19 protein-coding genes and 1 pseudogene are annotated in these 22,217 nt (G+C 53.7%); 15 read left to right on the top strand and 5 right to left on the bottom strand.

Annotation, left to right across the window (positions count from 1 at the left end):
- The 3 genes from thrB to AB4K05_RS17265 all read left to right on the top strand — a co-directional run bounded on the left by thrB (position 1) and on the right by AB4K05_RS17265 (position 2,726).
- The gene (thrB, locus tag AB4K05_RS17275) at positions 1–930 is read left to right on the top strand and encodes a homoserine kinase (protein ID WP_368481172.1); all 930 of its coding nucleotides are present in this window, start codon (positions 1–3) and stop codon (positions 928–930) included.
- A gap of 3 nt (positions 931–933) precedes the next feature.
- Positions 934–2,220 carry a threonine synthase gene (thrC, locus tag AB4K05_RS17270; RefSeq protein ID WP_368481171.1) on the top strand — a complete coding sequence of 429 codons (1,287 nt, stop codon included), beginning with the start codon at positions 934–936 and terminating at the stop codon, positions 2,218–2,220.
- Between the two features lie 194 nt (positions 2,221–2,414).
- Entirely contained in the window at positions 2,415–2,726 is a 312-nt protein-coding gene (locus AB4K05_RS17265; RefSeq protein ID WP_368481170.1) for a DUF2502 domain-containing protein, read from the top strand.
- 87 nt (positions 2,727–2,813) lie between these two features.
- Here AB4K05_RS17265 and yaaA read toward each other — a convergent pair whose 3' ends face one another.
- Positions 2,814–3,587 (bottom strand): peroxide stress protein YaaA, encoded by a 774-nt coding sequence (yaaA, locus tag AB4K05_RS17260; RefSeq protein ID WP_368481169.1) that lies wholly within the window; start codon positions 3,585–3,587, stop codon positions 2,814–2,816.
- A 66-nt stretch (positions 3,588–3,653) separates the two neighbouring features.
- The gene (locus AB4K05_RS17255; RefSeq protein WP_368481168.1) at positions 3,654–5,084 is read right to left on the bottom strand and encodes an alanine/glycine:cation symporter family protein; all 1,431 of its coding nucleotides are present in this window, start codon (positions 5,082–5,084) and stop codon (positions 3,654–3,656) included.
- 252 nt (positions 5,085–5,336) lie between these two features.
- Between AB4K05_RS17255 and tal the strand changes: the two genes are divergently transcribed.
- Entirely contained in the window at positions 5,337–6,290 is a 954-nt protein-coding gene (gene tal, locus AB4K05_RS17250) for a transaldolase (protein WP_368481167.1), read from the top strand.
- Between the two features lie 58 nt (positions 6,291–6,348).
- On the opposite strand, the pseudogene AB4K05_RS17245 reads toward tal, so the two are convergent.
- Positions 6,349–6,904, bottom strand: a pseudogene (locus tag AB4K05_RS17245) (Rpn family recombination-promoting nuclease/putative transposase).
- 194 nt (positions 6,905–7,098) lie between these two features.
- On the opposite strand from AB4K05_RS17245, the gene mog reads away from it, so the two are divergent.
- The gene (mog, locus tag AB4K05_RS17240) at positions 7,099–7,686 is read left to right on the top strand and encodes a molybdopterin adenylyltransferase (RefSeq protein ID WP_368481166.1); all 588 of its coding nucleotides are present in this window, start codon (positions 7,099–7,101) and stop codon (positions 7,684–7,686) included.
- A gap of 125 nt (positions 7,687–7,811) precedes the next feature.
- Positions 7,812–9,110, top strand: coding sequence for an MFS transporter (locus tag AB4K05_RS17235; protein ID WP_368481165.1), 1,299 nt, complete (start codon positions 7,812–7,814; stop codon positions 9,108–9,110).
- A gap of 112 nt (positions 9,111–9,222) precedes the next feature.
- Here the strand turns inward: AB4K05_RS17235 and satP are convergent, their stop codons facing one another.
- Complete coding sequence (gene satP / locus AB4K05_RS17230; protein WP_234507355.1) at positions 9,223–9,789, bottom strand: acetate uptake transporter; 567 nt, start codon at positions 9,787–9,789, stop codon at positions 9,223–9,225.
- A 353-nt stretch (positions 9,790–10,142) separates the two neighbouring features.
- Here satP and dnaK point away from each other — a divergent pair, with 353 nt between their 5' ends.
- The 4 genes from dnaK to nhaR all read left to right on the top strand — a co-directional run bounded on the left by dnaK (position 10,143) and on the right by nhaR (position 15,568).
- Positions 10,143–12,065 carry a molecular chaperone DnaK gene (gene dnaK / locus AB4K05_RS17225; protein ID WP_368481164.1) on the top strand — a complete coding sequence of 641 codons (1,923 nt, stop codon included), beginning with the start codon at positions 10,143–10,145 and terminating at the stop codon, positions 12,063–12,065.
- Positions 12,066–12,152: 87 nt separating this feature from the next.
- Complete coding sequence (gene dnaJ / locus AB4K05_RS17220; protein ID WP_368481163.1) at positions 12,153–13,289, top strand: molecular chaperone DnaJ; 1,137 nt, start codon at positions 12,153–12,155, stop codon at positions 13,287–13,289.
- Between the two features lie 173 nt (positions 13,290–13,462).
- Entirely contained in the window at positions 13,463–14,632 is a 1,170-nt protein-coding gene (gene nhaA / locus AB4K05_RS17215) for a Na+/H+ antiporter NhaA (RefSeq protein WP_368481162.1), read from the top strand.
- Between the two features lie 39 nt (positions 14,633–14,671).
- A complete protein-coding gene (gene nhaR / locus AB4K05_RS17210) occupies positions 14,672–15,568 on the top strand; it encodes a transcriptional activator NhaR (protein WP_368481161.1) in 897 nt (298 codons plus the stop codon).
- A 143-nt stretch (positions 15,569–15,711) separates the two neighbouring features.
- Here the strand turns inward: nhaR and rpsT are convergent, their stop codons facing one another.
- Positions 15,712–15,975, bottom strand: coding sequence for a 30S ribosomal protein S20 (gene rpsT, locus AB4K05_RS17205; protein WP_368481160.1), 264 nt, complete (start codon positions 15,973–15,975; stop codon positions 15,712–15,714).
- Between the two features lie 329 nt (positions 15,976–16,304).
- Here rpsT and ribF point away from each other — a divergent pair, with 329 nt between their 5' ends.
- From ribF to ispH, 5 genes are all read left to right on the top strand, one after another.
- Positions 16,305–17,243: a bifunctional riboflavin kinase/FAD synthetase gene (gene ribF, locus AB4K05_RS17200; protein WP_368481159.1), complete on the top strand. Its 939-nt coding sequence runs from the start codon at positions 16,305–16,307 to the stop codon at positions 17,241–17,243.
- Between the two features lie 33 nt (positions 17,244–17,276).
- Complete coding sequence (gene ileS / locus AB4K05_RS17195; protein WP_368481158.1) at positions 17,277–20,126, top strand: isoleucine--tRNA ligase; 2,850 nt, start codon at positions 17,277–17,279, stop codon at positions 20,124–20,126.
- Positions 20,126–20,614, top strand: a complete 489-nt coding sequence (lspA, locus tag AB4K05_RS17190) for a signal peptidase II (protein ID WP_368481157.1) — start codon at positions 20,126–20,128, stop codon at positions 20,612–20,614. Before ileS ends, lspA begins: the two co-directional genes overlap by 1 nt.
- 140 nt (positions 20,615–20,754) lie before the next feature.
- A complete protein-coding gene (gene fkpB, locus AB4K05_RS17185; RefSeq protein ID WP_368481156.1) occupies positions 20,755–21,204 on the top strand; it encodes an FKBP-type peptidyl-prolyl cis-trans isomerase in 450 nt (149 codons plus the stop codon).
- 1 nt (position 21,205) lies between these two features.
- Positions 21,206–22,156 carry a 4-hydroxy-3-methylbut-2-enyl diphosphate reductase gene (gene ispH / locus AB4K05_RS17180; RefSeq protein WP_368481155.1) on the top strand — a complete coding sequence of 317 codons (951 nt, stop codon included), beginning with the start codon at positions 21,206–21,208 and terminating at the stop codon, positions 22,154–22,156.
- Positions 22,157–22,217 lie beyond the last annotated feature (61 nt).

The raw sequence follows: 22,217 nt of genomic DNA, 5'->3' as shown, positions 1-22,217 counted from the left end.
ATGGTTAAGGTGTATGCCCCGGCTTCCAGTGCCAATATGAGCGTCGGGTTTGATGTCCTAGGTGCGGCAGTGACGCCAATCGATGGCAGTCTGCTGGGCGACAACGTGACGGTTGAGGCGGCTAACCGCTTCAGCCTACAAAATCTGGGACGCTTTGCGGACAAGCTGCCGACTGAACCGCATGAGAATATTGTTTATCAGTGCTGGGAACTGTTTTGCCGGGAAATAGGTAAAGAGATTCCAGTGGCGATGACGCTGGAAAAAAACATGCCGATAGGCTCAGGGCTGGGTTCCAGCGCCTGTTCGGTGGTCGCGGCGCTGGTGGCGATGAATGAACATTGCGGCAAGCCGCTGGATGAAACCCGTATGCTGGCCCTGATGGGCGAGCTGGAAGGGCGTATTTCCGGCAGCGTGCACTACGATAACGTTGCGCCGTGCTACCTTGGCGGAATGCAGTTGATGATTGAAGAGAATGGCATCATCAGCCAGCAGGTGCCTTGTTTTGATGAATGGCTGTGGGTGCTGGCCTATCCGGGCATTAAAGTGTCAACTGCAGAGGCGCGGGCCATTCTGCCGGCGCAGTATCGTCGTCAGGACTGTATTGCTCATGGGCGCCATCTGGCGGGCTTTATTCATGCCTGCCACTCCCGTCAGCCTGCGCTTGCCGCAAAGTTGATGAAAGACGTTATTGCCGAGCCATATCGTACCAAACTGCTGCCGGGCTTCAGTGAAGCGCGTCAGGCGGTTGCCGGTATCGGGGCGGTTGCCTGCGGTATTTCCGGTTCCGGGCCGACGCTGTTTGCCCTGTGCGATAAATTGGATACCGCGCAGCGCGTATCTGATTGGCTGAGCCAGAATTATCTGCAGAATCAAGAAGGTTTTGTTCATATTTGTCGACTGGATACAGCCGGCGCACGAGTCGTGGGATAACCGATGAAACTCTATAATTTAAAAGATCACAATGAGCAGGTCAGCTTTGCGCAGGCCATCACTCAAGGGCTTGGCAAGCATCAAGGGCTGTTTTTTCCGCACGATCTGCCGGAATTCAACCTGACCGACATTGATGACCTGCTGACGCAGGATTTTGTTACCCGTAGTGCGAAGATCCTCTCCGCATTTATCGGCGATGAAATCCCGCAAGATGAGCTAAAGCAGCGTATCGCTAACGCATTTACCTTCCCGGCTCCGGTGAACAAAGTCCAAGACGATATCGGCTGTCTGGAACTGTTCCACGGCCCGACTCTGGCATTCAAAGATTTCGGCGGCCGTTTTATGGCCCAGATGCTGACTCTGATCGCAGGTGATAAGCCGGTAACTATCCTGACCGCGACGTCCGGTGATACCGGAGCTGCGGTTGCGCATGCCTTCTATGGCCTGCCAAATGTCAAAGTAGTGATCCTCTACCCGCGCGGCAAAATCAGTCCGCTGCAGGAAAAGCTGTTCTGCACCCTCGGCGGCAACATTGAAACTGTGGCGATTGACGGTGACTTTGACGCTTGCCAGGCGCTGGTAAAACAGGCCTTCGACGATGAAGAGCTGAAGGTCGCATTGGGCCTGAACTCTGCCAACTCCATTAATATTAGCCGCCTGCTGGCGCAGATTTGCTACTACTTCGAAGCAGTAGCCCAGTTGCCGCAGGAAGCACGCAATCAGCTGGTGGTTTCAGTTCCTAGCGGCAACTTCGGCGACTTGACTGCCGGTCTGCTGGCGAAATCGCTCGGCCTGCCGGTGAAACGCTTTATCGCCGCCACCAACGCCAATGACACCGTTCCTCGCTTCTTGCAGGACGGCAAGTGGGCGCCAAAAGCCACTCAAGCGACGTTATCTAACGCAATGGATGTCAGCCAGCCAAACAACTGGCCGCGCGTGGAAGAGTTGTTCCGCCGTAAGATCTGGCGTCTTAACGAGCTGGGCTATGCTGCGGTAGATGATGAAACCACCAAAGCGACCATGCGCGACCTGCAGGCTCTGGGCTATACCTCTGAACCGCATGCGGCGATTGCTTACCGTGCGCTACGCGACCAGTTACAGCCGGGTGAATACGGCCTGTTCCTTGGCACGGCGCATCCGGCGAAGTTCAAGGAGAGCGTGGAGGAAATTCTGCAAGAAACGCTGCCATTGCCGAAAGCGCTGGCGGATCGCGCTGACCTGCCACTGTTGTCTCATAATCTGCCGGCTGACTATGCTGCACTGCGTAACCTGATGATGAGCAACGCGTAACGTCTCCGTTTCCCCTTCCGCGCGGAGGGGGAAATAGGGAGAAATTATGTAGAAACTCTGCAGGGAAAAAGGAGAAATTCCCAATAAATGCGGGGGGTTACAATATAGGATTGCGGAGAATAACAAGCAGAGTTCCAGCACGGTAAGCTCTCTTCATCGGCCATATTGGCAAATGATGAACCAAGGAGTTCCCCATGTTAAAACCTGCGATGTTTGCACTGGCAATGATGCTGGCAGCTCCGGTGATGGTACAGGCTGCGGAGATAACGCTTATTCCGGCGGTGAAGCTACAGATTGGCGACCAGGATAATAATGGTCATTACTGGGATGGCGGACACTGGCGTGACCACAGCTGGTGGAAAGAGCATTATGAATGGCGTGAAAACCGCTGGCATGAGCATAATCCACCGCCGCCGCATCATGACAATCGAGATCATTACGACAACCGCGATCATCACGACAATCGTGGGCATGACGACCACCGTCCAATGCCCGGCCGTCATTAATCCTGTAGGCCGGATAAGGCAACGCCGCCATCCGGCGGCGTTGCCTTATGCCCGATGGCGACTTCGTCTTATCGGGCCTACATAAAGTTACTGTTCGTGGCGTTTGAAGACGAATTCGTCGGCCGTCGAGTTTTCCACATCATAGAAATACCCTTCGCTGTTAAATTCTTTCAGTTGCGCTGGTTTCGTCAGGCGATTTTCAATGATAAAGCGGCTCATCAGCCCTCGCGCCTTCTTGGCGTAGAAGCTTATCACCTTGAATTTCCCATTCTTCTCATCTAGGAAAACGGGCTTAATGAGTTTCCCCTTCAGCGCTTTCGGCTTCACCGAACGGAAGTATTCATCCGACGCGAGGTTCACCACAACATCGTCGCCCTGAGCTGCCAGCGCTTCGTTCAGGGTGTGGGTAATTTCCTCTCCCCAGAACTGGTACAGGTCCTTACCACGCGGGTTTTCCAGGCGAATGCCCATCTCTAGGCGATATGGTTGCATCAGATCCAGTGGGCGCAGCACGCCATACAGGCCGGATAGCATACGCAGATGTTTCTGGGCAAAATCGAAGTCGGCCTCACTGAACGTCTCCGCCTTTAGTCCGGTGTAGACGTCGCCTTTAAACGCGAGGATCGCTTGGCGCGCATTATCGGGAGTAAAGTCCGGGTGCCAGTCGTGAAAGCGGGTAGCATTCAGGTCGGCCAGCTTATCGCTAATCCCCATCAGCGCTTTGATCTGCGGCGCGGAGAGTTTGCGGGCAACACCGATCAACTGCTGGGAGCGTTCCAGTAGCGCGGGCTGGGTATAGCGCGTCGTTGCCAGCGGGCTTTGGTAATCGAGCGTTTTAGCAGGGGAAATCAGAATCAGCATATCCAGTCCTTGCAGAAAATTTCACGCAACTTTAACAAAAAAATGGCATCAGGTGATCGATTGCTGCTATTGGCGCGGCGGCAGATCCCAGCTTTCGGGAGCCAACTGCTGAGCGATCTCTGGGTAATAGTCAGGATCGAACACCGGCGTCACACCCAATTTACGCTGACGAAGATAGTCGGTGGCTATAATGCGCACTACCGGTGAGAGCAGCAGAATCGCTGTCAGGTTGGTGATAGCCATCAGCGCCATGATAACGTCCGCCATCTGCCAGACTACGGGTAGGCTCAACAAACTACCAGCGACCACCATCAGCAGCGTGCAAATACGCAGGAGCCAGATGGCCCACGGCTTATTCCAGCGTAAAAAGACCAGGTTGTTTTCGGCGTAGACATAGTTTGCAGCAACAGAGGTAAAGGCGAACAACATCATCACTACCGCCACGAAGCCGGCTCCCCATTCACCCACCAGCACGTTCATCGCGTGTTGAATGAGCTGGATGCCATCGTAGCTGGTGGTTTTCGTTCCGTGGCCCGCCAGTAAAACCACCATGGCGCTGGCGCTGCAGATAGCAACGGTATCAATCAGCACGCCAATCATTTGGACAATCCCCTGCGCTGCCGGATGTGGCGGGAAGGATGCCGCTGCGGCCGAGGCATTTGGCGTCGAACCCATACCGGCTTCATTGGAGAACATGCTGCGCTGGAAACCACTGGTGATGGCTTGGCTTACGCTGTAGCCCACCGCGCCAGCCGCCGCTTCTTGCCAGCCAAAGGCGCTGCGGATGATCATTTCGAGAATGGCGGGCAATTCGACAATATGCCACAGAGTGATGAGTAGGCACGCGGTCACCCATGATAGGGCCATAAACGGAACCACCCACTGGCTGAACTTGGCCACGCCCTTCATACCACGCATGATAACCAGCAGGGCGCATAGGGCCATCATCACGCCGGTAACGGTTTTAGGAACGTCAAAAGCATATTCCAGTGCGTGTGCGGTTGAGTTGGCTTGGACGGTGTTGAAGATCAAGCCATAGGCGAGCAGTAGCAGTAGAGAGAAGATAACGCCCATCCAGCGCATCCCCAGCCCACGAGACATGTACCAAGCCGGGCCGCCGCGGAACTGACCGCTAGCGTCACGCTCTTTGTACAACTGCGCTAGTGAGCATTCGGCGAAGCTGCTTGCCATGCCGATTATCGCGGCAATCCACATCCAGAACACCGCTCCGGGACCGCCGACGGTAATCGCTAATGCGACTCCCGCTAGGTTGCCGCTTCCCACTCGGGCGGCAAGACTAATGCATAACACTTGAAATGAAGTCAGGCCGCCTTCCCGGGGCTTCAGGCTTCTTTTCAGACTTTTGCTAAACTGTCGGATGTAGCGAAACTGGATGTAGCCGGTTCTCCATGTGAACCATAAACCGCAGCCGAGGAGCAGGTAAATCATTACCGAACCCCAAAGTATCTCGCTGATAAAGGAGAGAAAATCAGGCATTAAACGTCCTCTTGTCTATGCCAAAATAGAGGGCTGACCACGGGAAGGGAAGGTTGCTTCGCACGATTCGATTCAGCCAATGTAAGCGTTACCACATTCAGGGCGTAGAATCTCAACCCTCAAAGTTTGATACTTCAGTTTATCATACTCTGCGCTCTCGCGACGTCGGCGGTTGCGCTGAGGGTGCGGCGTGATATTATCGAGGCAGACCGGTTACATCCCCCTAACAGCTGTTTAAAGAGAAACACTATCATGACGGATAAATTGACATCTCTGCGTCAGTACACAACCGTAGTGGCTGACACCGGAGACATCGCAGCAATGAAGCTGTATCAGCCTCAGGATGCGACAACCAACCCTTCTCTGATTCTGGGCGCCGCGCAGATCCCTGAATACCGTAAACTGATTGATGATGCGGTAGAGTGGGCGCGTAGCCAGAGCAGCGATCGTGCTCAGCAGGTTGTAGATGCCGCGGACAAACTGGCCGTAAATATCGGTCTGGAAATTCTGAAACTGGTCCCGGGCCGCATTTCAACGGAAGTTGATGCGCGCATGTCTTATGACACCAAAGCGTCTATCGCCAAAGCGAAACGCCTGATCAAGATGTATAACGATGCGGGCATCAGCAACGATCGTATTCTGATCAAACTGGCTTCTACCTGGCAGGGTATCTGCGCAGCAGAGCAGCTGGAAAAAGAAGGCATCAACTGTAACCTGACGCTGCTGTTCTCCTTTGCTCAGGCTCGTGCCTGTGCGGAAGCGGGCGTTTACCTGATCTCCCCGTTCGTGGGCCGTATTCTGGATTGGTACAAAGCCAATACCGACAAAAAAGAGTACGCTCCGGCAGAAGATCCGGGCGTGGTTTCTGTGACTGAAATCTACCAGTACTACAAAGAACACGGTTACGAGACCGTGGTGATGGGCGCAAGCTTCCGTAACATCGGTGAAATCTTGGAACTGGCTGGCTGCGACCGTCTGACCATCGCGCCACCACTGCTGAAAGAGCTGGCTGAAAGCGAAGGTCCACTGGAGCGTAAACTGACCTTCACCGGTGAAGTGAAAGCACGTCCAGGCCGTATCACTGAGTCCGAGTTCCTGTGGCAGCACAACCAGGATCCTATGGCCGTTGATAAACTGGCGGAAGGTATCCGTAAGTTTGCAATCGACCAGGAAAAACTGGAAAAAATGATCGGCGACCTGCTGTAATACAGCATCGCTGCATGATAACAGCCCGCTTCTCTTCATCGAGAGCGGGCTGTTTTTTTTAATGCTGGAGTGAGGGAAGTTCTTCTGCGTTGATACCGGTCATTTCGATTATATCGGCGGCGGGGATACCTTTTTTAAGCATCGCCAACGCGATTTTACGTGAGGCTTCTCGTTCACCGGTCTGCATGCCCTGTTGCATTCCCTGCTGTATCCCTTCGATGCGTCCTTCCTGCTTCAACTGCTCTGCTAATGTCATCAGTTCATCTCCATATTGCGGCGCGCGCTGCGCCATTTCATACAGCAATGTACGGGCATCCTGTGCCTCTCCCGCCTGAAGCATGTAGTTTACCAGCGCAATTATCTGTTATCCGCTTCAGCACATGAATATAGCCATCACCGCAGGAGGTCTTCAGCGAGTACAGCATGTCGCTGAAGTAAGGTCGCAAATCTTCTTCGATAAAGCTCCCGGACTCCAGCTGTAGCGTTTGCAGGTCGCACAGGCGCAGCAATGCTGGCGGAAGATGAATGGCAATAAAATCTCGTGCCGTTTCCATCCTTGAGAGAAACGTTTTAAAGACTAAGTCATGAGGTGTCTGGGCATTGTTTTTCCGCATAGTTGGCCCTCCCTGGACGATGCTGTGCGGAGTCTGGCACCAGATGGAAGGTAACGACAGACATTCCTTTATTGGCCTGCCCATTTTGCGGTGCGCCTCGGGAAACACCGCAAGATAACCCGTTTGGGGATTTAGTATTGCCGGGCATTCGCGTGTATTATTCTGCCTAATAGCACCTTTTTAATGGAATAATCATGAATACTTTACGCATTGGCCTCGTTTCTATTTCTGACCGCGCTTCCAGCGGCGTTTATCAGGACAAAGGCATTCCCGCCCTCGAAGAGTGGCTGGCGTCGGCTCTGACCACCCCATTTAAAGTGGAAACTCGCCTGATCCCCGATGAACAAACCATTATTGAACAGACGCTGTGCGAGCTGGTGGATGAGATGAGCTGTCATTTGGTGCTGACCACCGGCGGCACTGGCCCTGCACGGCGGGATGTGACGCCAGATGCGACGCTGGCAATTGCCGACCGCGTGATGCCGGGGTTTGGCGAACAAATGCGTCAAGTTAGCCTGCATTTTGTCCCCACGGCGATCCTTTCCCGCCAGGTTGGCGTTATCCGCAAACAGGCATTAATTCTGAATCTGCCGGGGCAGCCGAAAGCGATTCAGGAGACTCTGGAAGGTGTAAAAGATGCTGATGGCAAAGTCCTCGTGAGTGGCATCTTCGCAAGTGTACCGTATTGTGTACAACTCCTTGAGGGGCCTTATATTGAAACCGATCCTGATGTAGTAGCAGCTTTTCGCCCTAAGAGCGCGCGTCGCGAGACATTATCCTGAATGTGATGCATTCCTGACATAACCTATCATTCCACTGGAGTGGGGTAGGGTTTACGGTATAGTAATTTTTGCTTTACATGAATCGTAAACTTTTATCAACAGTCCAACTTTGCGAATGGTCCGTTATGTCAAATTACACCCGCCCTCTGAATCGACAGGATTATAAAACTCTGACATTAGCGGCGTTAGGCGGCGCGTTGGAGTTTTACGACTTCATCATTTTCGTTTTCTTTGCCGCCGTGGTTGGGGAGCTATTCTTCCCGGCGGATATTCCTGAATGGCTGCGCCAGGTTCAGACGTTTGGCATCTTTGCTGCTGGTTATCTCGCGCGTCCTTTGGGCGGCATTATCATGGCGCACTTCGGCGATTTAGTTGGGCGTAAGAGAATGTTCACGCTCAGCATTCTTCTGATGGCTGTGCCAACGTTGGCCATTGGTTTGCTGCCGACCTATGCAACCGCCGGGCTTGCGGCGCCGTTGTTACTGTTGCTGATGCGTATTTTGCAGGGCGCGGCGATTGGCGGCGAAGTACCAGGAGCGTGGGTATTTGTGGCTGAACACGTTCCGGCTCGTCGTATTGGTATTGCCTGCGGGACCTTGACGGCAGGGTTGACGGTCGGGATCCTGCTGGGCTCCGTAGTGGCAACGCTGATTAACACTCAACTGACCCCCCAAACTATCCATGACGGTGGCTGGCGTATTCCTTTCCTACTGGGCGGTATCTTTGGCCTAGTGGCAATGTATCTTCGTCGCTGGTTGCAGGAAACGCCTATTTTCCTTGAGATGCGTGCGCGTAAAGCGTTGGCGCAAGAGCTGCCGATTAAATCGGTGGTGCTCAAACATAAGCCAGCGGTGGTGGTCTCAATGTTGCTGACCTGGCTGCTGTCGGCGGGCATTGTGGTTGTCATTCTGATGTCACCTGTCTGGTTGCAAAAGCAGTACGGTTTTGCCCCCGCGTTAACGTTGCAGGCGAACAGCGTGGCAACGGTGATGCTGTGCGTTGGCTGCCTGTTGGCAGGCTTGATTGTTGATAGAGTTGGGGCCAGCAAAACCTTTATCGTTGGCAGCATTTTGCTCGCCTGTTCAAGCTGGCTCTTCTACCATCTGGCGGGGACGCATCCTGAACAGCTGTTCTTGCTGTATGGACTGGTGGGCCTGTGCGTTGGTGTGGTGGGAGCGGTGCCGTACGTGATGGTTCGCGCCTTCCCGGCGGAGGTTCGCTTTACCGGTATTTCCTTCTCCTACAATGTCTCTTACGCCATTTTCGGTGGCCTAACGCCGATTGCGGTGACGATGCTGATGGGCGTGTCGCCAATGGCACCTGCTTGGTATGTGCTGGCGCTGTCACTGCTGGGACTGGGGTTAGGGATTTGGCTGCGCAAAGAGACCTCGGCAGCGGTGAGCGGCGAATTGCAACAGTCTTAAGGATATTGCGTAGCCGGCGGGTGTCAGCGACGAGGCAATAACTCCAGAATAGGTAGCTGACGGGTAAAAAAAAGCGCCGGACGTGCCGGCGCTTTCTTAGAAGAGCGGGGGATTAGTGCTTTTCACCAATCGGCAGGACGGTACGACCGAACTGCTCGTTCAGCACTTCACCCATTGCTAGGTAAATAGCGCTGGCACCACAGACGAGACCAATCCAGCCAGCAACGTGGATGATGGCTTCGTTACCGTTAATGTTACCAATTGCCAGCAGGGCAAACAGTACGGTCAGGCTCAGGAAGACGAACTGCAGCATGCGTGCCGCTTTCAGCGTGCCGAAGAACATGAACAGCGTGAATACGCCCCACAGGCCGAGGTAAGCGCCGAGGAACTGTGCGTTAGGTGCTTCTGTCAGACCCATTTTTGGCATCAGCAGAATGGCGACCAGAGTCAGCCAGAAGGAGCCGTAAGAAGTAAATGCAGTCAGACCGAAAGTATTCCCTTTTTTGTATTCCAGCAGGCCCGCGAAAATCTGCGCGATACCGCCGTAAAAAATACCCATTGCGAGAATAATGCCGTCAAGTGCGAAGAAACCCGCGTTATGCAGGTTAAGCAGAATGGTGGTCATGCCGAAGCCCATCAGGCCCAGCGGTGCCGGGTTAGCCAACTTAGTGTTGCCCATAATTCCTCAAATCATCATTGAATGGTGAAGTAAATGCCCCATAACTGGGGGCGCGGAATGATAATCAGGAGTAAACGGACTGTCTATGATCTCATGAGGGGAAAACGGACAATTTTACCTGTTTTGCGCTTAACGCTGCTGCAAACAGGGATCTTCATCATGCGAAAAAAACGCACGGAATGAAAAAATTTTTGTGATCCCCCCTTGATGGATGACGTTGAGCCCCCATCTTGTAGTCAACCGCAGTGAATGAGTCTGAAAAAAAACGATTCAGGGCAGTTGAAACCAGAGGTTTCGCCCTTATTACAGACTCACAACCACATGTTGACTGAATTTTAAGTGGAGACGTTTAGATGGGTAAAATTATTGGTATCGACCTGGGTACTACCAACTCTTGTGTAGCGATTATGGATGGCACTACTGCACGTGTGCTGGAGAACGCCGAAGGCGATCGCACCACGCCTTCTATCATTGCATATACCCAGGATGGTGAAACTCTGGTTGGTCAGCCGGCTAAACGTCAGGCAGTGACAAACCCGCAAAACACCCTGTTTGCGATTAAACGCCTGATTGGCCGCCGCTTCCAGGACGAAGAAGTGCAGCGTGATGAAGCCATCATGCCGTACAAGATCATCGGTGCTGACAACGGTGATGCATGGATTGACGTAAAAGGTCAGAAAATGGCACCGCCGCAGATCTCTGCTGAAGTGCTGAAAAAAATGAAGAAAACGGCTGAAGATTACCTGGGCGAACCGGTAACTGAAGCGGTTATCACCGTACCTGCATACTTCAACGATGCTCAGCGTCAGGCAACCAAAGACGCCGGCCGTATCGCAGGTCTGGAAGTAAAACGTATCATCAACGAACCAACCGCAGCTGCGCTGGCTTACGGTCTGGATAAAGAAGTCGGCAACCGTACTATCGCGGTTTACGACCTGGGTGGTGGTACTTTCGATATCTCTGTTATCGAAATCGACGAAGTTGACGGCGAAAAAACCTTCGAAGTTCTGGCAACCAACGGTGATACCCACTTGGGTGGTGAAGACTTCGATAGCCGCATGATCAACTACCTCGTTGACGAGTTTAAGAAAGATCAGGGCATTGACCTGCGTAACGATCCGCTGGCGATGCAGCGTCTGAAAGAAGCTGCTGAAAAAGCGAAAATCGAGCTGTCTTCTGCTCAACAGACCGACGTGAACCTGCCGTACATCACCGCAGACGCGACCGGTCCTAAACACATGAACATCAAAGTGACCCGTGCGAAACTGGAAAGCCTGGTAGAAGACCTGGTTAACCGTTCAATCGAGCCGCTGAAAGTTGCACTGCAGGACGCTGGCCTGTCCGTGTCTGACATCCAGGACGTTATCCTGGTTGGTGGTCAGACCCGTATGCCAATGGTTCAGAAGAAAGTGGCTGAATTCTTTGGTAAAGAGCCGCGTAAAGACGTTAACCCGGACGAAGCCGTTGCTATCGGTGCTGCGGTCCAGGGTGGTGTATTGACTGGTGAAGTTAAAGACGTACTGCTGCTGGACGTTACCCCGCTGTCTCTGGGTATCGAAACCATGGGCGGCGTGATGACTGCGCTCATCAACAAAAACACCACTATCCCGACCAAGCACAGCCAGGTGTTCTCTACCGCTGAAGACAATCAGTCTGCGGTAACCATCCATGTGCTGCAGGGTGAGCGTAAACGTGCTTCTGATAACAAAGATCTCGGCCAGTTCAACCTGGACGGTATCAGCCCAGCACCACGCGGCATGCCGCAGATCGAAGTGACCTTCGATATCGATGCTGATGGTATCCTGCACGTGTCTGCGAAAGACAAAAACAGCGGTAAAGAACAGAAGATCACCATCAAGGCTTCTTCTGGTCTGAACGAAGACGAAATTCAGAAAATGGTTCGTGAAGCAGAAGCGAACGCAGAATCTGACCGTAAGTTTGAAGAGCTGGTTCAGACCCGTAACCAGGGCGACCATCTGCTGCACAGCACCCGTAAGCAGGTTGAAGAAGCGGGCGAACAGCTGCCAGCTGATGACAAAACTGCTATCGAGTCTGCGCTGACTGCGCTGGAAACTTCTCTGAAAGGCGAAGACAAAGCAGACATCGAAGCGAAAATGCAGGCGCTGGCGCAGGTTTCCCAGAAACTGATGGAAATCGCACAGCAGCAGCACGCTCAGCAGCAAGCTGGTGCGGAAGGCGCTGACGCTTCCGCGAACAATGCGAAAGACGACGATGTTGTTGACGCTGAGTTCGAAGAAGTGAAAGACAAAAAATAATCGCCCTGATGCAGGGTAGTTAATCGGCACGGGCGCAGAGGTTTCCTCTTCGCCCGTGCTCGCATGTTAAGGGGCTGAAAAAAAACAATGGCAAAGCAAGATTACTACGAGATTTTGGGCGTTTCCAAAACAGCGGAAGAGCGTGAAATCAAAAAGGCGTACAAACGCCTGGCCATGAAATTCCACCCGGATCGTAACCAGGGGGATAAAGAGGCCGAAGCCAAGTTTAAAGAGATCAAAGAAGCGTATGAGATCCTGACCGACGCGCAGAAACGTGCTGCCTACGATCAGTACGGTCATGCAGCCTTTGAACAAGGCGGCATGGGCGGTGGCGGAGGTGGTTACGGCGGCGGCGCGGACTTTGGCGATATCTTTGGTGACGTATTCGGCGACATCTTCGGTGGTGGTCGTGGTCGTCAGCGTGCATCCCGTGGTGCGGACCTGCGCTACAACATGGATCTGACGCTGGAAGAAGCGGTTCGTGGTGTGACCAAAGAGATCCGCATTCCAACGCTTGAAGAGTGTGATGTTTGCCACGGTAGCGGTGCGAAGGCTGGCTCACAGCCGCAGACCTGCCCAACCTGCCACGGCGCAGGTCAGGTGCAGATGCGTCAGGGTTTCTTTGCTGTTCAGCAGACCTGTCCACACTGCCAAGGCCGCGGTACGCTGATTAAAGATCCGTGCAACAAATGCCACGGTCATGGTCGCGTAGAGAAAACCAAAACCCTGTCTGTGAAAATTCCGGCAGGCGTGGATACCGGCGATCGTATTCGTCTGACTGGTGAAGGCGAAGCAGGCGAGCACGGCGCGCCGGCGGGCGACCTGTATGTTCAGGTGCAGGTGAAGCAGCACGCTATTTTCGAGCGTGAAGGCAACAACCTATACTGTGAAGTGCCGATCAACTTTTCTATGGCGGCATTGGGCGGCGAGATTGAAGTTCCGACTCTCGATGGCCGCGTGAAGCTGAAGGTTCCGGGCGAAACGCAAACCGGCAAACTGTTCCGCATGCGTGGCAAGGGCGTGAAATCCGTCCGCGGCGGTGCGCAGGGTGACTTACTCTGTCGCGTAGTGGTTGAAACGCCTGTTAGTCTCAATGAGAAGCAGAAACAGCTACTCAAAGACCTGCAGGAAAGCTTCGGCGGCCCAACCGGGGAGAACAACAGCCCGCGTTCCAAAAGCTTCTTTGACGGTGTGAAAAAGTTCTTTGACGATTTGACCCGTTAACTTTTCGCCCCATGGGCGGTGGACGAGCTGATAAAAACCCGGAGCAATATGCTTCGGGTTTTTTATTGCTCGGCTAAACTGAGCTATTATCCAGCTATAATCTGATTTTACCGATATGTCTAACGCGATAATATGGTTTTATCGATGAATAAGTGGTTATAGAGAGAGTAAAAGTGAAGCATCTCCAGCGTTTTTTTAGCAACGATGCCTCGGGTGGCATCATCCTGATTATTGCGGCCGTTCTGGCCATGCTGATGGCTAACCTTGGCGCAACCAACGGCCTGTATCATGCGTTCCTCGAAACGCCGGTACAGCTGCGCGTGGGTGCCTTAGAGATCAATAAAAACATGCTGCTGTGGATTAACGACGCGCTGATGGCGGTCTTTTTCCTGCTAATTGGTCTGGAAGTTAAGCGCGAGATGATGCTGGGCTCACTGGCGACGCGTCGTCAGACGATCTTCCCGGTGATTGCTGCAGTCGGCGGCATGGTTGTACCGGCCTTGGTTTACCTTGCATTCAACGCCCAAGACCCTATCGCCAGCAGCGGCTGGGCCATCCCGGCGGCAACCGATATTGCCTTTGCCCTAGGCGTTCTAGCGCTGCTTGGCAGCCGGGTTCCGGCATCGCTTAAAATCTTCTTGATGGCATTGGCTATCATCGACGACCTGGGCGCAATTGTGATTATTGCCCTGTTCTATACCAGCGATCTGTCAATACTGTCGCTGGCTGTAGCTGCGGCGGCTATTGTGGCGCTTGCTGTGCTGAATGTAAGCGGAGTACGACGTACCGGAATCTACATCCTGGTAGGGGTTATTCTGTGGACGGCGGTGCTGAAGTCGGGTGTACACGCAACGCTTGCGGGTGTGATTGTCGGCTTCTTCATTCCGCTACGTGAGCAAAACGGCAAGTCCCCGGCGAAGCAGTTGGAGCACGTGCTGCATCCGTGGGTGGCCTTTATGATCCTGCCGCTGTTTGCTTTCGCCAATGCTGGCGTCTCGCTACAGGGCGTTACCCTAAGCGGCCTGACGTCGATGTTACCGCTGGGTATTATTGCCGGTCTGTTTATTGGCAAACCGTTGGGCATCGGCCTGTTCTGCTGGTTGGCGCTGAAGCTTAAGTTGGCAAAATTACCGGAAGGTGCAGATTTCTCGCAGATTATGGCGGTGGGTTTGCTGTGCGGCATCGGTTTCACCATGTCTATCTTTATCGCCAGCCTGGCCTTTGGCAGCGTGGACCCATCGCTGATCAACTGGGCGAAGCTGGGCATTCTGGTCGGTTCGGTGCTGTCAGCGGTAGTGGGGTACAGTCTGTTACGTATGCATTTAAAGCCACAGTCGGCGTAAGCGGAAAAATTAACGCTTAAAGGAGAGGGAGCACAGGGCATGTCGCATATCAATTACAACCACCTTTACTACTTCTGGCATGTTTACAAGGAAGGCTCAGTGGTGGGGGCGGCGGAGGCGTTATACCTCACGCCGCAGACCATCACTGGGCAGATCAAGGCGCTGGAAGAGCGCCTGCAGGGCAAGCTTTTTAAGCGTAAAGGACGCGGCATTGAACCGAGCGAATTGGGTGAGCTGGTGTTCCGCTACGCGGATAAAATGTTCACCCTAAGCCAGGAGATGCTGGATATCGTCAACTATCGCAAGGAATCGAACCTGCTGTTTGACGTAGGCGTTGCCGATGCGCTGTCAAAACGACTGGTGAGCGGCGTGCTGGACGCGGCGGTGGTGGAGGATGAACAAATCCACCTGCGCTGCTTTGAATCGACGCATGAGATGCTGCTAGAGCAGCTCAGCCAGCATAAGCTGGATATGATTATCTCTGACTGCCCAATCGACTCAACGCAGCAAGAGGGGCTATTTTCAGTGAAAATCGGTGAGTGCAGCGTCAGCTTTTGGTGCATGAACCCGCCGCCGGAAAAACCGTTCCCGGCGTGCCTAGAGGAGCGGCGTTTGCTGATCCCCGGTCGACGCTCAATGCTGGGGCGTAAACTTCTAAACTGGTTTAACGTGCAGGGGTTGAAGGTTGAGATTCTGGGTGAGTTTGATGATGCGGCGCTGATGAAAGCCTTTGGCGCGGCGCACAATGCCATTTTTGTGGCGCCAACGTTGTATGCCCATGACTTCTACGCTGATGAATGTATTTCGGAAATAGGGCGGATGGACAACGTGATGGAAGAGTATCACGCCATCTTTGCCGAACGCATGATTCAGCATCCGGCGGTACAGCGTATCTGCCACCGTGATTATTCCGCGCTGTTTGCTGAACCTGTGTAGGCCTGATAAGCGAAGCGCCATCAGGCGGTTCGGCGCCTGATGCCGGATGGCGACTTTGCCTTATCCGGCCTACATCGCGATATCACAGACGTAAAAAAACCCGCATAAGCGGGTTTTTTTCAAAGCTGATAGCAAGCGGGCGATTAAGCCAGTTTGCTGATCTGTGCAGCCAGGTTTGCTTTATGGCGTGCAGCTTTGTTTTTGTGGATCAGACCTTTAGCAGCCTGACGATCCACGATTGGTTGCATTTCGTTAAATGCTTTCTGTGCAGTAGCTTTGTCGCCAGCTTCGATAGCTGCGTATACTTTCTTGATGAAAGTACGCATCATAGAGCGACGGCTAGCGTTGTGCTTGCGGGCCTTTTCAGACTGAACGGCGCGCTTCTTAGCTGATTTGATATTAGCCAAGGTCCAACTCCCAAATGTGTTCTATATGGACAATTCAAAGGCCGAGGAGAATGCCCGTTTAGCCTTCTTTTGTCAATGGATTTGTGCAAATAAGCGCCGCTAATGTGACAACGCTGCATTACGTATTGATGGCGCAGGATTCTACCAGCTTGTGGGAGATGAATACAGTCTTTCCGGCACAAAAATCATGCGGTCCGCTCATATTTTCTTGCCTTCCTGTCGGATGCCGATGAAATCATTCCCTCTTTCGGCAACGAGGTGCAATAGCGGGTTAACGTGAGCTGTTGTACAAGGTATACTCTGACGATTTTCACTCTTTTGAGCCAGACATGAAGCTGATACGCGGCATACATAATCTCAGTCAGGCACCACATGGGTGCGTACTGACCATTGGTAATTTCGACGGTGTGCATCGCGGGCATCAGGCGCTACTGCAGGGTTTACGTGCTGAAGGCAAAGCGCGCGGTTTGCCCGTGGTGGTGATGATTTTTGAACCGCAGCCGCTTGAGCTGTTTGCGGCGGATAAAGCCCCTGCGCGTCTGACGCGTCTGCGCGAGAAGCTGCGCTATCTGGCTGAAAGTGGAGTGGACTACGTCGTTTGCCTGCGCTTCGACCGACGCTTTGCTGCGCTGACAGCGCAGGCGTTTATTAGCGATCTGCTGGTGAAGCGTCTCGGCGTGCAGTTCCTTGCCGTCGGGGATGATTTCCGCTTTGGTGCTGGTCGTCAGGGCGATTTCTTGTTATTACAGAAGGCTGGCGCAGAGTTTGCTTTCGACATCACCAGTACGCAAACCTTCTGTCATGGCGGTGTGCGCATTAGCAGCACCGCGGTGCGCCAGGCGTTGGCTGAAGATGACCTCGAACAGGCCGAAAACCTGCTGGGCCATCCGTTTATCATCTCCGGGCGCGTGGTGCACGGCGATGAGCTGGGGCGCACCATCGGTTACCCGACGGCGAACTTGCCGCTGCGTCGTCAGGTTTCCCCGGTAAAAGGGGTGTATGCGGTAGAAGTCATGGGGCTGGGTGATAAGCCTCTGCCGGGCGTGGCCAATATTGGTACCCGCCCGACGGTTGCCGGCGTTCGCCAGCAGCTGGAAGTGCATTTGCTGGACGTTGTAATGGACCTTTATGGTCGCCATATTGATGTAGTGCTGCGTAAAAAAATACGCAATGAGCAGCGATTTGCTTCGCTGGATGAGCTAAAGGCGCAGATTGCGCGCGATGAATTAACGGCCCGCGAGTTATTTGGGCTATCAAACCCGGCTTAAATGCCTACGTAAAAATACGGAACCGAGAATCTGATGAGTGACTATAAATCAACCCTGAATTTGCCGGAAACAGGGTTCCCGATGCGCGGCGATCTCGCCAAGCGTGAACCGGGAATGCTGGCGCGTTGGACCGAAGATGACCTGTACGGCATCATTCGTGCCGCGAAAAAGGGCAAAAAAACCTTCATTCTGCATGATGGCCCTCCCTATGCGAATGGCAGCATTCATATTGGTCACTCTGTAAACAAGATTCTCAAAGACATTATTATTAAGTCCAAAGGGCTGACCGGCTATGACTCCCCATATGTTCCGGGCTGGGACTGTCATGGTCTGCCAATTGAACTGAAAGTTGAACAAGAGTTCGGTAAGCCGGGCGAGAAATTTACTGCTGCAGAATTCCGTGCCAAATGCCGCGAATACGCGGCCGGCCAGGTTGACGGTCAGCGTAACGACTTTATCCGTCTGGGCGTGCTGGGTGACTGGCAGCATCCGTACCTGACGATGGACTTCAAAACCGAAGCCAACATCATCCGTGCGCTCGGCAAAATCATCCACAACGGTCACATGCTGAAAGGCGCGAAGCCTGTTCACTGGTGCGTTGACTGCCGTTCGGCTCTGGCAGAAGCGGAAGTCGAGTATTACGACAAAACGTCTCCTTCTATCGACGTGGCATTCCACGCCGTTGATGCGGACGCGGTAAAAGCGAAATTTGCCGTCAGCAACGTCAATGGCCCGGTTTCCTTGGTTATCTGGACCACCACACCGTGGACGCTGCCTGCTAACCGTGCAATCTCCATCTCTGCAGAGTTTGATTATGCGCTGGTGCAGATTGAGGGTCAGGCCGTCATCGTGGCAAAAGATCTGCTCGATAGCGTCATGGCGCGTATCGGTGCGACTGATTACACCGTTCTTGGCACCGTTAAAGGCGCCGAGCTTGAACTGATGCGCTTTGCTCACCCGTTCATGGGCTTCGACGTGCCTGCGATTCTGGGCGATCACGTGACCCTGGATGCCGGTACCGGCGCAGTACATACCGCTGGCGGTCATGGTCCTGATGACTACGTTATCAGCCAGAAATACGGTCTGGAGATTGCTAACCCAGTGGGCCCTGACGGTGCTTATCTGGCGGGTACCTACCCAGAATTAGACGGCGTGAACGTCTTCAAAGCGAACGATAAAATCGTTGCTTTGCTGACTGAAAAAGGCGCGCTGCTGCACGTTGAGAAAATGCTGCACAGCTACCCATGCTGCTGGCGCCACAAAACGCCAATCATCTTCCGTGCTACCCCGCAGTGGTTTATCAGCATGGATCAGAAAGGCCTGCGTATTCAGTCGCTCAAAGAGATCGACCGTATCGAACAGGATGGTCTGGCGAAAGAAAACCTGAGCGGCTGGATCCCAGCATGGGGTAAAGCGCGCATCGAATCGATGGTGGCAAACCGTCCTGACTGGTGTATCTCCCGTCAGCGTACCTGGGGCGTGCCGATGTCGCTGTTCGTGCATAAAGACACTGAAGAGCTGCACCCGCGCACCACGGAACTGATCGAAGAAGTGGCGAAATACGTCGAGAAAGACGGTATTCAGGCGTGGTGGGATCTCGACCCGCGTGAAATCCTTGGCGATGACGCTGACAACTACGTGAAAGTGCCGGATACCTTGGACGTATGGTTTGACTCCGGTTCGACCAGCTATTCCGTCGTTGATGCGCGTCCTGAATTTGGCGGCCATACGCCGGACATGTATCTGGAAGGTTCTGACCAGCACCGCGGTTGGTTCATGTCTTCCCTGATGATCTCCACGGCTATGAAAGGCAAAGCGCCATACCGTCAGGTACTGACTCACGGATTCACCGTTGATGGTCAGGGCCGTAAGATGTCCAAATCTATCGGTAACACCGTTTCTCCGCAGGACGTGATGAACAAACTGGGTGCAGATATTCTGCGTCTGTGGGTGGCATCAACCGACTACACTAGCGAAATGGCGGTATCGGATGAAATTCTGAAACGTGCTGCCGACAGCTATCGTCGTATCCGTAACACCGCGCGCTTCCTGCTGGCGAACCTGAACGGTTTCGATCCGGTGAAAGACATGGTGAAACCGGAAGAGATGGTCGTTCTGGATCGCTGGGCGGTTGGCTGTGCGAAAGAAGCACAGGACGACATCCTGAAAGCCTACGAATCCTACGACTTCCACGAAGTGGTTCAGCGTCTGATGCGCTTCTGCTCCGTCGAAATGGGTTCGTTCTACCTCGATATCATCAAAGACCGCCAGTACACCGCGAAAGCGGACAGCGTGGCGCGTCGTAGCTGCCAGACTGCGCTGTACCATATCTCTGAAGCACTGGTTCGCTGGATGGCACCAATCATGTCCTTCACCGCAGATGAAATCTGGGGTTACCTGCCAGGCAACCGTGAGAAGTATGTCTTCACCGGTGAGTGGTACGAAGGTCTGTTTGGCCTGGCGGAAACAGAAGCCATGAACGATGGTTTCTGGGACGTCTTGCTGCAGGTTCGTGGCGAAGTGAACAAGGTTATTGAGCAGGCGCGTACCGACAAGAAAGTCGGCGGCTCTCTGGAAGCAGCGGTAACGCTGTACGCAGAACCTGAGCTGGCGGCGAAATTGACCTCACTGGGTGACGAACTGCGATTTGTCCTGTTGACCTCTGGGGCGAAAGTTGCGGACTATGCACAGGCATCCGCTGACGCCCAGCAGAGCGAACTGGTCAAAGGACTGAAAGTCGCGCTGAGTAAAGCCGAAGGTGAGAAATGCCCGCGTTGCTGGCATTACACCCAGGACGTTGGCAAGGTGGCGGAACACGCAGACATCTGCGGCCGCTGTGTAAGCAACATCGCCGGTGATGGCGAAAAACGTAAGTTTGCCTGATGAGTCAATCGATCTGTTCAACAGGACTGCGCTGGCTGTGGCTGGTTGTAGTCGTGCTGATTATCGATCTGGGCAGTAAATACCTGATCCTCCAGAACTTTGCTCTGGGGGATACGGTGTCGCTGTTCCCGTCGCTTAATCTGCATTATGCGCGTAACTATGGCGCGGCTTTCAGCTTCTTGGCTGATAGCGGCGGCTGGCAACGCTGGTTCTTCGCCGGTATTGCGGTGGGCATCTGCGTTATCTTGGCGGTGCTGATGTACCGCTCCAAAGCGACGCAAAAACTCAATAATATCGCTTATGCGCTGATTATTGGCGGCGCGCTGGGTAACCTGTTTGACCGCCTGTGGCATGGCTTCGTTGTCGATATGATCGATTTCTACGTCGGTAACTGGCACTTTGCGACCTTCAACCTGGCCGATACCGCAATTTGTATCGGCGCAGCGATGATCGTGCTGGAAGGCTTTCTGCCGAAAAAGCCGGCGTAAGATAATGCCGGATGGCGCTGCGCTTATCCGGCCTACAATCCGTTGATTGCCCGGTAAGCGTAGCGCCACCGGGCAATCAAACGCCGAACGTATAACAATAATCGTCATTCCAATGTCGTAAGATAAAAGGCTGTCCCTGCATGTCTAAATCGATTCAAAGCAATAGCGCGGTGCTGGTGCACTTCACGCTGAAACTGGATGATGGCTCAACCGCAGAGTCAACGCGTAGCAACGGAAAACCGGCGCTGTTTCGTCTAGGTGATGCCACGTTGTCAGAAGGGCTGGAGCAGCATCTTCTCGGCCTGAAAGCCGGGGACAAAAAAGCGTTCTCACTGGAGCCTGATGCGGCGTTTGGTATCTCGACGCCTGACCTGATTCAGTATTTCTCCCGCCGCGAATTTATGGATGCGGGTGAGCCAACGATTGGCGCAATCATGCTGTTCACCGCGATGGATGGCAGCGAAATGCCGGGCGTCGTGCGTGAGATCAACGGCGACTCGATCACGGTTGATTTTAATCATCCGCTGGCGGGGCATACCGTTCACTTTGATATTGAAGTACTGGAAGTCGATCCGGTACTGGAGGCGTAAAATGCAGATCCTGTTGGCCAACCCACGCGGCTTTTGTGCAGGCGTTGACCGCGCTATCAGCATTGTTGAAAATGCGCTCGCCATTTATGGCGCGCCAATCTACGTTCGTCACGAAGTGGTGCACAACCGCTACGTGGTGGAAAGCCTGCGCGAGCGTGGGGCGATCTTTATCGAGCAGATAAGCGAAGTGCCGGACGGCGCGATCCTGATCTTCTCCGCCCATGGCGTGTCACAGGCCGTGCGAAACGAAGCCAAAGGCCGTGATTTAACGGTGTTTGACGCAACCTGCCCGCTGGTGACCAAAGTCCATATGGAGGTTGCACGTGCCAGCCGCCGCGGCGAAGAGTCGATTCTTATCGGCCACGCCGGACACCCGGAAGTGGAAGGTACCATGGGTCAATACAGCAACCCGAAAGGGGGCATGTATCTGGTTGAATCGCCGGAAGACGTTTTGTCGCTGGCGGTGAAAGACGAAGGCAAGCTGTCGTTTATGACTCAAACCACGCTCTCGGTGGATGACACCTCTGATGTGATTGATGCCCTACGCCAGCGTTTCCCTAAAATTGTTGGCCCGCGCAAAGATGATATTTGCTACGCCACCACCAACCGTCAGGAAGCCGTACGTATGCTTGCCCAGCAGGCGGACGTGGTGCTGGTGGTCGGTTCGAAAAACTCCTCCAACTCGAACCGTTTGGCAGAGCTGGCACAGCGGATGGGCAAAGCGGCCTATCTGATTGACGACGCTACCGATATTCAGGAAGCGTGGGTAAAGGACGCCGCCTGTGTCGGCGTCACCGCCGGGGCTTCTGCGCCGGATATTCTGGTGCAAAACGTCATTGCTCGCCTACAGTCACTGGGTGGCGGTGAAGCGGTTACCCTCGAAGGGCGTGAAGAGAATATCGTTTTTGAAGTTCCGCGCGAGCTGCGTGTGGATGTTCGTGAAGTCGAATAAATTAATTCTCCCTTGGATGTGAAAAAATGCCAGGCTTAACGTCTGGCATTTTTTATGGAGA

Origin of the sequence: Kluyvera sp. STS39-E (genome assembly GCF_040932435.1) — a bacterium.
Taxonomy (GTDB): domain Bacteria; phylum Pseudomonadota; class Gammaproteobacteria; order Enterobacterales; family Enterobacteriaceae; genus Kluyvera.
Note: the sequence above shows the minus strand (reverse complement) of the source record. Positions and strands in the feature narration are given on the sequence as shown.